Origin of the sequence: Rossellomorea vietnamensis, assembly GCF_001305855.1 — a bacterium.
Lineage (GTDB): Bacteria > Bacillota > Bacilli > Bacillales > Bacillaceae_B > Rossellomorea > Rossellomorea vietnamensis_A.
In genome coordinates, this window is record NZ_LIXZ01000006.1 from 47496 (window position 1) to 64219 (window position 16724).

A 16724-nucleotide genomic window follows, 5' to 3' on the forward strand; every position below is an offset into this window, starting at 1 on the left:
CTTTATGTAAAAAACCCTGAGATCCTCAGGGTTTTTTAAATGATAGGCGTAAAAAGGTTCATTCTTTGAGGAGAGAGTAAATAAGTATATAATGGAGTCAGTCAATGAATTCTATAAGGGAAAGAATATACATATATAGAAAAAATGAAGGAAGTGAACGTATGACGCTGATTTTTGCTCACCGTGGATCTGCAGGTACCCATCCGGAAAACACAATGGAATCTTTTTATGAAGCGGAAAGAGTGAAGGCTGACGGAATCGAATTGGATGTTCAGCTGACAAAAGACGGGGAAGTAGTCGTCATACATGATGAGACCGTCGACCGGACGACAAATGGAAAAGGGTTCGTCAAAGATTATACATTAAAGGAAATTCAAAAACTTCAAGCTAACTTTAAATTCAAGAGTAAACTATTCAAGAAAAACCGTGTCCCTACATTAAGGGAAGTCTTTCTGTGGTTGAAAGGAAATCAACTCATTTGTAACATCGAGTTGAAAAACAGTATCATGGATTATCAAGGCCTGGAAGAAAAGGTGATCGGTCTGATCAGGGAGTTCGGATACGAGGACCGGATCATCATCTCCTCGTTTAATCATTATTCGATTGTGGCATGTTACCGTTTGGAGCCTGCTGTTGAAATCGCGCCGCTCTACTCATCCCGCTTATTCATGCCCTGGATCTATGCCCAATCAATAAGGGCGAAAGCGATACACCCCAACCTGAAAGCGGTCAGGGATGAGATGATCATTGAAGCGATGAACAACGGAATTGGTGTCAGACCTTACACGGTAAATAAGGTGGACCAAATGGAGAGATTATTGAATTTGGGCTGCACTGGATTTGTAACGGATTATCCTGAAAAGGCATGGAAGCTGAGGGAAAGTAAAAAAGGCTAGCGCATATGTAGCGCTAGCCTTTCTTGTTGAATCGGGACTGGACTTTATTGCGTTTTCGATCACGATGCAGTACGAAACCTGCAATGAATCCCAAACCGCAAACAAAGAAAACTAACCCGATAATGAACTGAAGCCAAAGATAAGGGATCGGAGGCTGCAGGATTCCAAACAGCATATCTCTCATCAACTTAATCCCAAGAGCTGCAAATGCACCGGGGATCAACATGATAATCAGGGCAATAAGACGGACCATGAGATGCATAACTCCTTTTCGTTTCCATACTAAAATTCTAACTCCAAGCAGAGAATTGTCAAGTAACGAAAAGTAGTGTAACATTATGGGTGTGAAAAAAATTGCAGGTCTCGGGGTGAAGAAAGTTGCAAGAGGTTCTAATTGTCGGCGGTGGTAAGGGTGGAACAGCTATCCTCCAAATCCTCCACGAAGTTTCCGTCATGAAAGTGATTGCCGTAGTAGATTTAAATGAAAACGCTTCAGGTATTAAGCTCTCAAAAGAACTTGGCATCCCTGTTGGTACAGATTGGAGACCGTTCCTCAGTGACTCTGTAGATATCGTCATTGAGGTGACCGGTGAACAGGAAGTGTTTGAACAGATAAGGGACCATCGTGGAAAAAATACAGTTTTAATCCCTGGCAGTGTGGCTTTCCTTATTTCGAAGCTCCTCGAAGAAAAAGAGGATCTTATCCATCAATTGACGAGCGAGTCCTTTAAAAGGGATCTTATCTTTAATTCAACTGATGATGGCATGGTCGGGATCGATGATCAAGGCATCGTCATGCTATTTAATAAAAGTGCAGAGCGAATGATCGGAAAGAGTCAGGAAGACGTGATGGGCCTTCATATTTCTGAGGTGATCCCTGAGAGTAAGCTGACAAGAACGATCGAAACAAGACGGACAGAAATCAATCAGGAAGTCATCCTTGGGAACGGATTGAAGATCATCTCCAATCGGATTCCGATGATTACAGAGCAGGATGAAATCATTGGTGCCTTTTCTGTGTTTAAAGATATTACCGAAGTGGTGAATCTGGCAGAAGAGATAACCAACCTCAAAGAAATTCAGACGATGCTCGAAGCCATCATCCATTCCAGCGATGATGCGATTTCTGTCGTCGATGAAGAGGGTAAGGGAATCATGATCAACCCGGCTTACACGAGAATCACGGGACTTCCCCGGGAGGAAGTGATCGGGAAGCCTGCGACGGCGGATATTTCGGAAGGCGAGAGTATCCATTTGAAAGTGCTGCAGACACGGAGAGCGATCCGGGGGACGAGAATGCGGGTAGGACCGAACCGTAAAGAAGTCATCGTGAATGTGGCCCCCATCATCGTAAACAACAAGCTTAAGGGGAGCGTCGGTGTCATTCATGACATGTCGGAAATACAATCCCTTACCCAGGAATTGGACCGGGCGAGGAGAATCATCCGAACCCTCGAAGCGAAGTATATGTTCGAGGATATCATTGGTGACTCAGAGGAAATGATGATTGCCATCGAGCAAGCCAAACTGGGTGCCAAAACCCCTGCTACCGTTCTTCTTCGCGGAGAATCAGGGACTGGGAAGGAATTATTTGCCCACGCCATACATAATGCGAGTGACCGTAAATTCAATAAATTCCTCAGGGTCAACTGTGCGGCATTATCGGAGAGCCTTTTGGAAAGCGAATTATTCGGGTATGAAGAAGGTGCCTTCTCCGGTGCAAAGCGCGGTGGAAAGCGCGGCTTGTTCGAAGAGGCGAATAATGGGAGTATCTTCCTTGACGAGATAGGGGAGTTGAGTGTCAATACTCAAGCGAAATTATTGAGGGTCCTGCAGGAAAATGAAATCGTGAGGGTCGGAGGGACGAAATCGATCCAAATCAATGTCCGTGTCATTGCTGCGACCAATGTCAACCTCGAAAAGGGAATGGCCGATGAATCATTCAGGGAAGATCTGTATTATCGCCTCAATCGGATGCCGATTCAAATACCTCCGTTAAGGCAGCGTAAATCCGATATCCCGCTCATTTCCGATGCCCTGATCACAAAGATCAATCAGGACTACGGAAGAAACGTCGAGGGAGTGACGGCTGCAGCCATGAACAAGCTGATGAATTATCATTGGCCGGGGAATGTGCGGGAGCTTGAGAACGTGCTGGGAAGAGCGATCATCTTCATGAACTACAATGAAGTCCAAATCGATGGAAAGCATTTACCACAATTAGAAAATACAGCAAAACCCCTCGTCAACGTAGCTGAACTTCCGTTTCAAGGAGCAGAAGATCTTGCAACCCAAGTTGAAAAGTATGAAAAAAATATAATTCAAAACGTTTTAGAGCAGAATAATGGTAATAAAACGGCAACCGCTAAAGCATTGAATGTGTCAGTGAGAAACTTATATTATAAAATTGAAAAATATAACATTGAAATAAATAGCATGAAATAATTTGCAGAGTGCGAAATAATTTGCAGGGTCTAATATGAATTTATAAAGCGTTTTCAGGATTTTAAAGTTGGCACGCTTCTTGCATGTAGTTAAATGGGAACATAATAACAGAAAAAAGGGGTTGAAACGACATACATGAATCTACAATCTTTAGTGGAAAAAGCAACCCAAATTGAAAACTCCACTGTAGCAGTCGCTGCTGCAGAAGATAAAGAAGTCCTTCTGGCTGTTTCCATGGCAGTTGAAAAAAAGATGGCTGACTTTTTACTGTTCGGGGATAAAGAAGAAATCATCTCCATATTGGAGGAGGTTGCCCCACAGCTGATCTCTCACAGCAGTATAAAAATCAAGAATGCCTTCTCTCCTCAAAAAGCAGCGGAGCTTGCCGTGAAAGCAGTAAAGGAAAATGAAGCAGGTACTCTTATGAAGGGGAACATCCCTACTGCTGTCATCTTGAAAGCCGTCTTGAATAAAGAATGGGGCCTTCGTACAGGGAATGTTCTGTCACATGTTGCAGCATTTGAGGTGGCCGGGTTTGACAGGCTTACTTTCATCACGGATGCAGCAATGAATATCTCTCCTGACCTGCAGCAAAAAGCGCAAATCATTGAAAATGCCGTCGGGGTTGCCCGTTCAATCGGTGTGGATATGCCGAAAGTAGCGCCAATTGCCGCCGTGGAAGTGGTGAATCCGGCGATGCCTGCTACAGTCGATGCGGCTTCACTCACCATGATGAATCAGCGGGGGCAGATTCGAGATTGCACGGTCGATGGCCCACTGGCCCTTGATAATGCCGTTTCCCACCATGCAGCAGAACATAAAGGAATTGAAAGTGAGGTTGCGGGGCAAGCGGATATCCTGCTCGTTCCGACAATCGAAACAGGAAATGCCCTGTACAAATCCTTGATCTATTTTGCCAAGGCAAAAGTAGGGGCAGTCATAGCCGGAGCAAAAGCACCAATCGTTTTAACATCCAGGGCAGACAGTGCAGAAAGTAAATTATATTCCTTGGCACTGGCAATATGCTCTGCTTCTAATAAATAATCATAAAACCTAAAAATATAAACCTACAGGGGGAAATAATAATGAAAATTTTCAGCTATATGGAACAATATGACTATGAACAATTGGTATTCTGTCAAGACGAAGCTTCAGGATTAAAAGCAATCATCGCCATTCATGATACGACACTTGGACCTGCCCTTGGCGGAACCCGTATGTGGACGTACGAATCAGAAGAAGCGGCAATTGAAGATGCACTGCGCCTTGCAAAAGGGATGACATATAAGAATGCAGCTGCCGGTCTGAATCTCGGTGGAGGAAAGACGGTTATCATCGGTGATCCACGTAAAGACAAGAACGAAGAAATGTTCCGTGCGTTCGGCCGTTATATCCAAGGTTTAAATGGACGCTACATTACTGCTGAAGACGTGGGTACAACGGTTGCCGATATGGACTTGATCCACGAAGAAACGGATTATGTAACTGGGATTTCACCAGCTTTCGGTTCATCCGGTAACCCTTCACCTGTGACTGCTTATGGAGTGTATAGAGGAATCAAAGCGGCAGCGAAAGAAGCTTTCGGTACAGATTCACTGGAAGGGAAAACAATCGCTGTCCAGGGGATCGGGAATGTTGCTTACAATATGTGCCGCCACCTGCACGAAGAAGGGGCAAACCTGATCGTGACTGATATCAACAAAGAAGCTGTACAACGTGCGGTTGACGAATTCGGTGCGAAAGCAGTTGACATCAATGATATCTATGGGGTGGATTGTGACATCTTTGCTCCATGTGCACTTGGTGCGATCATCAATGATGAAACGATTCCGCAACTTAAGGCGAAAGTCATTGCTGGAGCTGCAAATAACCAGTTGAAAGAAACTCGTCACGGTGATGCTATCCATGAGATGGGTATCGTTTATGCACCAGACTACGTGATCAACGCAGGTGGAGTCATCAACGTAGCTGACGAATTATACGGCTATAACAGCGAAAGAGCGATGAAGAAAGTGGAGCAGGTATATAACAACGTAGAGCGCGTGATCGAAATCGCTAAACGGGATAATGTCCCAACATACGTTGCTGCTGACCGTATGGCAGAAGAGCGCATCGAAAAAATGCACCGTTCAAGAAGTCAGTTCCTTCAAAATGGACACCATATTCTAAGCAGACGTGGATAAATAGAAGAAAGAACGCTTTGCTTTGTGAAAAAGTGAAGCGTTTCTTCCCTGTAAAGGGAAACATCGAACAGAGTAAGGGGTTATCTATCATAGGGGGAAATTCTTTCGTGCAAACATTACAATACAGCTGCCCAAATGGAGGTAACAACAGTGCAGGAAAACAAACATCGAATACTTGTCATTAATCCTGGATCGACATCAACCAAAATTGGTGTCTTTGATGATGATCGTTCTATATTTGAAAAGACGATCCGTCATGATTCAGAGAAGATCAATGAATTTGCAACGATTATCGATCAATATGAATTCAGGAAGAACACCATTCTTCAGACATTGGATGAAGAAGGGATCAATATTTCAAAGCTGAGTGCCGTATGCGGCCGCGGGGGGCTCCTAAGACCGATAGAAGGTGGCACCTATCTAGTGAATGATGACATGCTGAAGGATCTGAAAGAAGGGTTTTCAGGTCAGCATGCGTCCAATCTTGGGGGGATCCTGGCATTTGAAATTGCCTCGGGCTTAAATATCCCATCTTATATCGTCGATCCCGTGGTCGTGGACGAGCTGCAACCACTTGCCCGCGTTTCAGGATTCTCACTCATTGAAAGAAAGAGTATTTTCCATGCGTTAAATCAGAAAGCAGTGGCAAGAAGAGTAGCGAAGCAAATCGGGAAAAAATATGAAGACCTTAATCTGATCATCACGCATATGGGTGGTGGTATCACGGTAGGGGCACATAGGAACGGGAAAGTGGTGGATGTGAATAACGGGCTGCACGGAGACGGACCATTCAGCCCTGAAAGAGCAGGAACCGTTCCGGCTGGTGATCTGGTTGACCTTTGCTTCTCAGGAGACTATTACCGTGATGAAATTATGAAGAAGCTTGTCGGGCAAGGAGGCCTGGTCGGTTATCTTGATACAAATGATGCAGTGAAAGTAGAGAAAATGATCGAAAATGGCGACGAAAAAGCCAAAGCCGTCTATGATGCCATGGCGTATCAAATCGCGAAAGAAATCGGATCAGCAAGTGCGGTCCTGAATGGGAAAGTCGATGCCATTGTGTTAACAGGCGGACTTGCGTACGGCAAGGACTTTGTCAAAGCGATAAGTGAACGGATCAACTGGATAGCGGATGTCATTATTCAACCAGGAGAAAATGAACTGCAAGCTCTTGCTGAAGGGGCTTTAAGAGTCTTACGGAATGAAGAAGACTATAAAGTATACCCGGGAAATGTAAAAACAGAAGCGAGAGTATAAGAGAGAAGGGGGACTTAAGATTGGCAGAAGAATATGATTTAGTCATTCTCGGGGGAGGTACAGGTGGTTATGTTGCTGCCATCCGTGCTTCTCAACTTGGATTAAAAACAGCAATCGTTGAAAAAGGAAAGCTTGGTGGGACATGCCTGCACAAAGGATGTATTCCAAGTAAAGCCCTTCTTCGCAGTGCTGAAGTATATGCAAGAGCTAAACACAGTGGAAATTTCGGTGTGAAAATCAATGGGGTGGAACTTGATTTCCCTAAGGTTCAGGAAAGAAAAGATGGAATTGTCGAACAGCTTCATAAGGGCGTCCAACATCTCATGAAACAGGGTAAAATCGATGTCTTTGAAGGACTTGGACGGATTCTCGGACCTTCCATCTTCTCTCCGATGCCCGGTACCATTTCCGTGGAAATGAACAACGGGGAAGATAACGCGATGCTTATTCCGAAAAATGTCATCGTGGCAACAGGTTCAAGACCACGTTCACTGCCCGGTCTTGATATTGATGGTGAATATGTTTTATCTTCTGATGAAGCGCTTTCACTTGAAGCACTTCCGAAATCGATCATCATCGTTGGCGGTGGGGTCATCGGTATCGAATGGGCATCCATGCTTTCAGACTTTGATGTCGATGTGACCGTTGTTGAATACGCTGATAAGATCGTACCGACAGAAGATCATGAAATTTCTAAAGAAATGCAGCGCCTGATGAAGAAAAAAGGCGTCAAAATCGTAACAGGTGCAAAGGTGCTTCCAGAATCCTTAAAAAAAGGGGACGGAGAAGTTACAATCAATGCAGAGCATAAAGGAGAAGAAAAATCCTTTACTGCAGAGAAGATTCTTGTATCTGTAGGCAGACAAGCGAATGTTGAAGGTATTGGCTTAGAGAACACAGATATTAAAGTGGAAAAAGGCTTTATTGAAGTGAATGATTTCTTCCAAACAAAGGAATCACATATTTACGCGATCGGCGATGTCATCGGTGGACTTCAATTGGCCCATGTTGCATCTCACGAAGGGATCACAGCCGTGGAACATATGGCAAACGAAAAGCCTCATCCGATTGACTATTCATTGATTTCAAAATGCATCTACAGTAACCCTGAGATTGCTAGCGTAGGGATTACCGAGCAGGAAGCGAAGGAAAAGGGATACAATCTTAAGGTCGGTAAGTTCAGCTTCAGAGCTATCGGAAAGGCACTTGTTTACGGTGAATCTGATGGTTTTGTGAAGATCATTGCCGACAAAGATACAGAAGATATCCTGGGGGTTCATATGATTGGTCCCCACGTAACGGACATGATCTCTGAAGCAGGACTCGCTAAAGTATTAGATGCAACACCGTGGGAAATCGCCCACACCATTCACCCTCATCCATCCCTCTCCGAAGCAATCGGAGAAGCAGCACTGGCTGTAGATGGAAAAGCAATTCATTCATAATAAGACAATTTGGGAAAGGTAGGAGTCTAACTACCTTTCCAACATTAGATTGTGTAGGAGGTTAACAAAATGGCAGAAAATCGTCATGAAGCATTAGGACTTTCCAATGAGAAAGTATTAGAAATGTATGAAACCATGCTGCTTGCCAGAAAAATCGATGAGCGCATGTGGTTACTGAATCGTTCGGGTAAAATTCCATTTGTCATTTCATGTCAGGGTCAGGAAGCGGCTCAAGTTGGTGCTGCATTTGCCCTGGACCGTGAAAAGGATTATGTGCTGCCGTACTATCGTGACATGGGTGTTGTATTGACATTCGGAATGACGGCCCAGGAATTGATGCTGTCAGGTTTTGCGAAAGCAGAAGACCCGAACTCAGGCGGTCGTCAAATGCCTGGTCACTTTGGACAAAAGAAGAATAATATCGTAACGGGTTCATCTCCTGTAACGACTCAAGTGCCCCATGCCGTTGGTATCGCGCTTGCAGGCAAAATGGAGAAGAAAGATGTTGTGACGTTTGTGACGTTCGGAGAAGGGTCTTCCAACCAGGGAGATTTCCATGAAGGGGCAAACTTTGCAGGTGTACATAAACTTCCTGTTATTTTCATGTGTGAAAACAATAAATATGCGATCTCGGTTCCGATTGAAAAGCAATTGGCCTGTGAGAAAGTATCAGACCGCGCCATCGGGTACGGAATGCCTGGAATCACAGTTGATGGAAATGATCCGATCGAAGTATACAAAGCTGTGAAGGAAGCCGCTGATCGTGGACGTCGCGGAGAAGGACCAACGCTTGTCGAGACGGTTTCTTATCGTTTGACTCCCCACTCCTCTGATGATGATGACAGAAGCTACCGCTCACCGGATGAAGTGGCAAAAGCGAAAACGAACGATCCGATCATCACATTTGGTGCTTATCTGAAAGAGACAGGCGTCATGAATGATGACATTGAGAAGGAAATCAATGATCGTATTATGAAGCTTGTAAACGAGGCAACGGATTATGCAGAAAACGCTCCATATGCTGAAGCAGAATCAGCGATGAAGTACGTTTACGCAGAAGAGAAGTAAGGGGGAATTCAATCATGCCAGTAATTTCATACATTGATGCCGTAACCATGGCAATAAGAGAAGAAATGGAACGAGATGAGAAAGTCTTCGTTCTTGGTGAAGACGTAGGGAAAAAAGGTGGAGTATTTAAAGCGACTCACGGCCTGTATGACCAATTTGGTGAGGACCGTGTCATCGATACGCCACTTGCGGAATCGGCCATTGCAGGAGTTGGGATCGGAGCTGCCATGTATGGTATGAGACCGATCGCAGAAATGCAGTTTGCTGATTTTATCATGCCTGCCGTAAACCAAATCGTCTCTGAAGCGGCAAAAATCCGCTACCGTTCAAATAATGATTGGAGCTGTCCGATGGTCATTCGTGCACCTTATGGCGGTGGAGTGCACGGAGCACTTTATCACTCGCAATCCGTTGAAGCCGTCTTTGCCAACCAACCGGGATTGAAAATCGTGATGCCTTCCACTCCATATGATGTGAAAGGCTTATTGAAAGCGGCCATCCGTGACGAAGATCCGGTATTATTCTTTGAACATAAACGAGCTTATCGTCTGATCAAGGGTGAAGTGCCTGAGGATGATTATACGCTACCGATCGGAAAAGCCGACGTGAAGCGTGAAGGAGAAGACATCACAGTTATCACTTACGGCTTATGTGTTCACTTTGCCCTTCAAGCGGCTGAAAAACTTGCCCAGGACGGAATTGAAGCACATATCCTGGATTTACGTACCATCTACCCGTTAGATAAAGAGGCAATCATTGAAGCAGCGTCTAAAACAGGTAAAGTCCTTCTTGTGACAGAAGACAATAAAGAAGGAAGCATCATGGGTGAAGTTTCTGCGATTATCGCTGAAAATTGCTTATTCGAGCTTGATGCCCCGGTAAAACGCCTTGCAGGTCCCGACGTACCAGCTATGCCGTACGCACCGACAATGGAAAAATACTTCATGATTAACCCGGACAAAGTCGAAAAAGCAATGCGTGAACTTGCAGAATTTTAATCACAGTCAACACCAATTAAACGAAAGCAGTAGGGAGGGTTCCTCATTGGGTATTGAAAATATGAAAATGCCTCAGCTAGGGGAAAGTGTTACAGAAGGTACAATTAGTAAATGGTTGGTGTCACCTGGTGATACCGTTAATAAATACGATCCGATTGCAGAAGTTCAAACCGATAAAGTAAATGCAGAAGTGCCATCTTCCTTCTCGGGTACCATTAAAGAATTAATTGCCGAAGAAGGAGACACACTTGAAGTCGGGGAAATCATTTGCTCCATCGAGATTGAAGGTGGAGGCGCTGCTCCTGCTGAAGAAGCTCCGAAAGAGGAGCCTAATGAAGAAGCTAAAGGATCTGCTCCAGCTAAACCGAAAGCTCCAACGAAAGATAGTGGAAATAAGGCCAGGTATTCGCCAGCCGTATTAAAACTGTCCCAAGAACATGACATTGACCTGAATCAGGTTGAGGGGACCGGTAACGGCGGCCGGATTACTCGTAAAGATTTAAAGAAAATCATCGAATCAGGCTCAATCCCTAAAGCGGGAGATGCCCCAGCACCGAAGACTGAAGCTCAGGCTCCACAACAAGCGCCGGTAAAAGAATCAGCACCAGTGCAACCGGCTAAACAACAAGCATCTGCAGCGAATGTCCCTGTCGTCCCTGGCGATATTGAGATCCCGGTTTCAGGCATCCGCAAAGCGATTGCCTCCAACATGGTACGCAGTAAACATGAAGCGCCCCATGCCTGGACGATGATGGAAGTGGATGTAACGAACCTGGTTGACTACAGAAATTCACTTAAGACAGAATTCAAGCAGCGTGAAGGATTCAATCTGACATTTTTCGCATTTTTCGTGAAAGCTGTCGCACAGGCTCTTAAAGAATACCCACAAATCAATTCCATGTGGGCAGGGGACAAGATCGTTCAGAAGAAGGACGTCAATCTATCCATTGCAGTAGCTACGGATGATGCACTTTATGTTCCTGTGATCAAGAATGCTGACGAAAAAACAATCAAAGGAATCGCAAGGGAAATCACCGAGCTTGCAGGAAAAGTCCGAAGCGGTAAATTGACCTCTCAAGATATGCAGGGCGGAACATTTACGGTGAATAATACAGGGTCATTTGGCTCGGTACAATCGATGGGTATTATCAATTATCCACAGGCCGCGATCCTTCAAGTGGAATCGATCGTAAAACGTCCTGTTGTCATGAATAATGGGATGATTGCCGTCCGTGATATGGTTAACCTATGTATGTCACTCGATCACCGCGTACTTGACGGATTGGTATGTGGAAGATTCCTGCAACGCGTAAAAGAAATCTTGGAAAATACGTCGAAAGAAAACACATCTGTCTATTAATAGTGATAAGGACCGACCCTGGTAGGTTGGTCCTTATTTTTTTGTGTGTATGGATAAATGGACTTATAAAACCAACATTTATTATGGTAATATTCGGGAAAAACGAGAAAATTATAACTGGAAGAATATTCTAGTCAGCCTTTCGTATTTCTATTTAGGTCGTATTTCTAGTTTCTCATTCAAGTATTTTTGCCTCTCGAACTTCTCGCTCATTTTTTCTTTTCATCATTTATCAATAGATGCATAACCTCCACTTTTAGCCTATTAAACCTGGCGATTACACAGAATTATTCCTGTAGTTATATTATGGGTGTGACTTTATCCTTATGAAAATAAGGGTATTCGTGACTTTTCAACTAATTACTGAATATTCAGATTTATTTCGACAGCAACTTACAACATTTTACAGTGACTCTTGGTTATCTTTGGTTTAACACCTACTATTTTCCATTAGAGGTGTTCAAGGAGGTGTCAGGTTTACCGAGTTGATCCGAAAAAGACTGGGAGGGAATTAGATGTCAGGTAGAAAGCGTAAGGCAAGATGGTTATCCATTGTACTCACCTTAGTCATGTTTGTCCCCTTGATGTTTCCATTCAACGCAGGGGCGGCGAATACCTCACAAGCGGCTCTATCGAAAGAAAAGCCATCCACATCAGCAAATGAGTCAGCAAAAGTAAGTCCACAATCAAAAATCACAACAACTTTACAGGAACAATTTAAGAAAGAGAAACAGGTCACATACTTAGTGAAATTCAAGGATCAGGTAGATACGGAGGCTGTAGCTAAAAAGGCGGCTGAAACAGCGAAAAAGCAGAAACTGTCTGCTAATAGTAAGAAATTATTGAAACGGAATATGGTCGTCTCTGAGCTTCGCGCTAAAGCCCTTGAATCTCAAGCAGAAGTGAAAGAATACTTAGCGAAAGAGAAAAAATCAGGTGAAGTGAAGGAAATCAAAGACTTTTATGTTGTAAACGGAATGGCCGTTACAAGTACCAAAAAAGTCATGGAGAAGATTTCAACCTTTGCCCAAGTGGAAAAAATCCTGCCGAATGAAACGAGACAAATTATCCAGCCGGCCAAGGCAAAGGCCTCTTCATCAGCAGTGTTGGATAAGGAATCTCCAAAAAGTCCGGCATCGATCGAGTGGAATATCGATCGGGTGGGGGCACCCGCGGTCTGGGAAATGGGAATCGATGGAGCAGGAACCGTCATCGCCTCCATTGACACCGGGGTACAATGGAACCACCCGGCATTAAAAGAAAAATATAGAGGGTACGACCCTCAGAATCCTGATTCACCCGACAACGAATTCAACTGGTTTGATGCTACCGCAGGACAGAGTTCGCCATATGACGACCAGGGTCATGGAACACACACTGTCGGTACAATGGTCGGGTCTGAGCCAGATGGCAGCAATCAAATCGGTGTAGCACCGGGTGCCAAGTGGATCGCGGTAAAAGCGTTCACGGCCGATGGTGGAACGGACGTTGATTTACTGGAAGCGGGAGAATGGATCCTGGCACCGAAAGATGCTGAAGGAAATCCACATCCTGAAATGGCTCCTGATGTTGTCAATAACTCATGGGGAGGTGGAGCCGGCCTCGATGAATGGTATCGGGATATGGTAAGTGCGTGGAGAGCGGCAGAAATATTCCCTGAGTTCTCTGCAGGAAATACGACGTTATTCAATCCGGGAGGACCGGGGTCGATTGCGAATCCGGCTAACTACCCTGAGTCATTCGCAACAGGTGCAACGGATATTAACGATCGATTGGGAAGCTTCTCATTACAGGGGCCTTCTCCTTATGAAGAAATTAAGCCTGAGATTGCCGCACCGGGAGTGAATATCCGATCTTCCGTTCCAGGTGGCAATTATGAGGGAGGCTGGAATGGGACATCAATGGCTGGTCCACACGTAACGGCAGTCGCTGCCCTGTTACGACAAGTGGATGCAAGCTTGACAGTGGATGAAATCGAAGAAATCCTTATGTCGACCGCTGTACCATTAACAGACGGAACATTCCCGGAGTCTCCAAATAACGGGTATGGACACGGGTTGGTCAATGCATTTGATGCAGTATCATCCGTTATGAGCGGAATCGGTAAAGTAAAAGGACAGGTTTCAAAAGAAGGTGATGACACGGAAGCTCCTGTCATCAGTCATGACGCACCACAAGAAGCATTTAAAGAAATGAATCTGCCATTACAGGCAGAAGCAAGGGATAATGTCAGTGTGACGAATGTAACCCTGAATTATCAAAATCAGGACGGCGAATGGGTAGAAGTCGAAGCCGGCAGAACATCAGGGGACTACACATCAGGAACATATGAAGCGGTCATCCCGGGTGAGGACCTTATAGAAGATCAGGTCACGTACAAGTGGGTTGCGACGGACTTCGGTGGAAATGAAGTCGAATCTGATACTTATACTGTAAATCTGTTACCGGGTATCACAGTTGGATATGAGCAGGACTTTGAAGCAGATCCGACTGGTTGGACATCGTACGGTCCAGGAAACAGCTGGGAGTGGGGCGTTCCGGCAAATGGTCCTGGAAATGCTTCTTCAGGGGAAAAAGTATATGCCACCAACTTAGACGGAACGTATGACAATAGTGCGAATATGTCACTTCAGATGCCTCCTATCGATTTACCTGAAGGAGAGAGCTTCCTGCAATTTAAACAGTGGCATGAACTGGAACGCAACTATGACTACGGCCATGTGTTTGTATCCACTGATGGTGAAGAATGGACACAGGCACTGCGTGTAAACGGAAATACTGAAGGATGGATAGACGGAGAAGTGGATCTGAGTCAGTATGCAGGTCAACGTGTATACATTGCGTTCAACGTTACCACCGATGGAAGTGTCACGAAGCAAGGCTGGTACCTTGATGATGTGAAGCTTAGCTCGGAATCAAACCTTCCAGCCAAGAAAATGAATCTTGGCCTGAAATCCAAGGATGAAAAATCATCCTCTGTATCGAAAAAGCCAAGTGTAAATCCGGCTAAGATTACAGTGGAAAATGAAGTGAAGAAAGATGATAAGACGGATGCATCAGTTCCGGCTCCTGTACTTCTTCCCCTGCAAGCAGAGGTAAGTGTATTGGAAACGGGTCGTTCCGTTTATACAAATCCGGCGAATGGATCGTATGAAATGACTCATGCAGCAGGTGAATTCACATTGCAGGCATCCACATACGGTTACAGATCCGAAACACAAAGTGTGACGATTGAAGCCGATCAAACATCTACGGCCAATTTCACCCTTGAAGAAATCCCTCAAGGGAATATTACCGGAACCGTCACGAACGAAGTTACTGGAGAACCGGTTGAAGGAGCAACGGTCTTCGTTCTCGAAGATGCCGTAGTAGAGCCGGTTGAAACAAATGCAAATGGAGAATATGAATTAGAAGCTTACGAAGGGGACTACACCCTTAAAGTGGTTGCGCCTTACTATTACAGTAAGGAATTGAGCGTCACAGTGGAAGGCGGGGAAGTCACAACCGCCGATGTATCCTTAGAACCATTCATCGGCTATCCAGGAGAAATCGGGTATGATGATGGAACAGCAGAAAATGCACGGGCATTCTATGATGCAGGTAACGGCTGGGCAGTGAAAATGTCCCTTGAAGAAGGCAATGACACGGCACTTGTGACAGGCGGACTATTCCGCTTCTGGGACACTGAATGGCCTGTACCAGGAGGAACAGAATTCCAGGTTGCCGTCTATGACGCTTCTGGACCAGACGGGGCACCAGGTAAGAAAATCGCCGGTCCATTTGATGGAACTGCATTGCGTAATGGTGAATGGACGCATGTGGATCTCAGCGAGCACGGCATCATGGTCGAAGGTGATTTCTATATGGTGTACATCCAATCTGCACCAAATCCGAATGCACCAGGCCTTGGAACGGATGAAGATGGAGAATATGCGGCAAGGAGCTGGCAGTTCGTCGGTGGCGCCTGGTCACTGACACCGGAAGATGAGGGGAACTACATGATTCGCGCAACTGTGAATTATGAAGTGACGTCACCAGTCATAACTTCACCGAAGGATGGATCTTTCACGAATAAGGATTCCGTTACGGTTGAAGGGACTTCTGCACCGACTACGACCGTTCATCTCTTTAATGGAGAAGAGGAAGTAGCAACAGCCGACACAGGTGAGGATGGAACATTCTCTGCTGATGTCTCCCTCCATGATGGTGAGAATGTATTAACCGCAAAGGCAGCGACTGAACAGGGCATGACGGGGCCATCGGAAGCAGTGACGGTAACACTTGATCAAGTGAAGCCGGAACTCGCCATCACATCACCGGAAGATGACATGAAAACAAATCGTGAAGCTATCACGGTTAAAGGAACCATCGCGGATGAAAATCTTGCATGGGTGAAAGTGAATGGTGAGAAAGCTACAGTTAAGGACGGAGAGTTCAGTCATCGAATTCTGCTGAATGAAGGAGAAAATGTCATTGAGGTACTCGCGAAAGATAAAGCAGGAAACAAAAAGAAACAAAGAGTGACAGTACTAGCGAAATTCGGTGACATTGAAATTGACAATCTTCTTCCCGCAGAAGATAAAGAACTGAAGAAGGGCGAATCCGTCAAGATCGAATTTGACAGTGAGCCGGGATTGGACGCGTCATTTGTCATTCAAATGCCTCTGACAAATGCACGATCCCAAGTGACAAATGCCACTGAACTTCCAATGATGGAAACGTCAGAAGGTCATTATGAAGGTTACTATACGGCGACCTCGAATGTAAAGACGCCGGGAGCCGTGATTGAAGTGAAGATTTCCGATGATTATGGAAATGTAACGACTCAGCGTGCTGAAGGTAAATTGTATATCAATTCAAAAAAATAAGCATTTTGGGGAGAAGAGTTGGAACGTCCAACTCTTCTTCTTTTTTATACTCATTTTTCTGAGAGATTGAAGAAAGCCGTTTTTTTTTATATACTAAAATAGTATTAGTATAAACATTTTGAATTTTCAAAGGGGACGCTTGCTTATTTAGAAGAATCTTTATAAAAAGTTATGTAAACGATTACAAAAATGGTTTGCGGAAGA

11 protein-coding genes are annotated in these 16724 nt (G+C 44.9%); 10 read left to right on the forward strand and 1 reads right to left on the reverse strand.

The window, feature by feature from the left end; translation table 11 throughout:
- Positions 1 to 161 precede the first annotated feature (161 nt).
- Entirely contained in the window at positions 162 to 896 is a 735-nt protein-coding gene (locus AM506_RS09300) for a glycerophosphodiester phosphodiesterase (protein ID WP_060672227.1), read from the forward strand.
- 13 nt (positions 897 to 909) lie between these two features.
- On the opposite strand, the gene AM506_RS09305 is transcribed toward AM506_RS09300, so the two are convergent.
- Entirely contained in the window at positions 910 to 1149 is a 240-nt protein-coding gene (locus tag AM506_RS09305; RefSeq protein ID WP_060672228.1) for a DUF2627 domain-containing protein, read from the reverse strand.
- A gap of 125 nt (positions 1150 to 1274) precedes the next feature.
- Here AM506_RS09305 and AM506_RS09310 point away from each other — a divergent pair, with 125 nt between their 5' ends.
- From AM506_RS09310 to AM506_RS09350, 9 genes are all read left to right on the forward strand, one after another.
- Positions 1275 to 3341, forward strand: a complete 2067-nt coding sequence (locus AM506_RS09310) for a sigma 54-interacting transcriptional regulator (protein ID WP_060672229.1) — start codon at positions 1275 to 1277, stop codon at positions 3339 to 3341.
- A 135-nt stretch (positions 3342 to 3476) separates the two neighbouring features.
- Positions 3477 to 4385, forward strand: a complete 909-nt coding sequence (gene yqiS, locus AM506_RS09315; protein ID WP_060672230.1) for a phosphate butyryltransferase — start codon at positions 3477 to 3479, stop codon at positions 4383 to 4385.
- 41 nt (positions 4386 to 4426) lie between these two features.
- Entirely contained in the window at positions 4427 to 5524 is a 1098-nt protein-coding gene (bcd, locus tag AM506_RS09320; protein ID WP_060672231.1) for a branched-chain amino acid dehydrogenase, read from the forward strand.
- A 135-nt stretch (positions 5525 to 5659) separates the two neighbouring features.
- Positions 5660 to 6781 carry a butyrate kinase gene (gene buk / locus AM506_RS09325; protein WP_200908433.1) on the forward strand — a complete coding sequence of 374 codons (1122 nt, stop codon included), beginning with the start codon at positions 5660 to 5662 and terminating at the stop codon, positions 6779 to 6781.
- A gap of 20 nt (positions 6782 to 6801) precedes the next feature.
- Positions 6802 to 8226 (forward strand): dihydrolipoyl dehydrogenase, encoded by a 1425-nt coding sequence (gene lpdA / locus AM506_RS09330; RefSeq protein WP_060672233.1) that lies wholly within the window; start codon positions 6802 to 6804, stop codon positions 8224 to 8226.
- A gap of 69 nt (positions 8227 to 8295) precedes the next feature.
- Complete coding sequence (locus tag AM506_RS09335) at positions 8296 to 9294, forward strand: thiamine pyrophosphate-dependent dehydrogenase E1 component subunit alpha (RefSeq protein WP_034758074.1); 999 nt, start codon at positions 8296 to 8298, stop codon at positions 9292 to 9294.
- A 14-nt stretch (positions 9295 to 9308) separates the two neighbouring features.
- Entirely contained in the window at positions 9309 to 10292 is a 984-nt protein-coding gene (locus tag AM506_RS09340; protein ID WP_060672234.1) for an alpha-ketoacid dehydrogenase subunit beta, read from the forward strand.
- A gap of 46 nt (positions 10293 to 10338) precedes the next feature.
- Positions 10339 to 11652, forward strand: coding sequence for a dihydrolipoamide acetyltransferase family protein (locus AM506_RS09345; protein ID WP_060672235.1), 1314 nt, complete (start codon positions 10339 to 10341; stop codon positions 11650 to 11652).
- Between the two features lie 515 nt (positions 11653 to 12167).
- Positions 12168 to 16520 (forward strand): S8 family serine peptidase, encoded by a 4353-nt coding sequence (locus AM506_RS09350; protein ID WP_060672236.1) that lies wholly within the window; start codon positions 12168 to 12170, stop codon positions 16518 to 16520.
- Positions 16521 to 16724 lie beyond the last annotated feature (204 nt).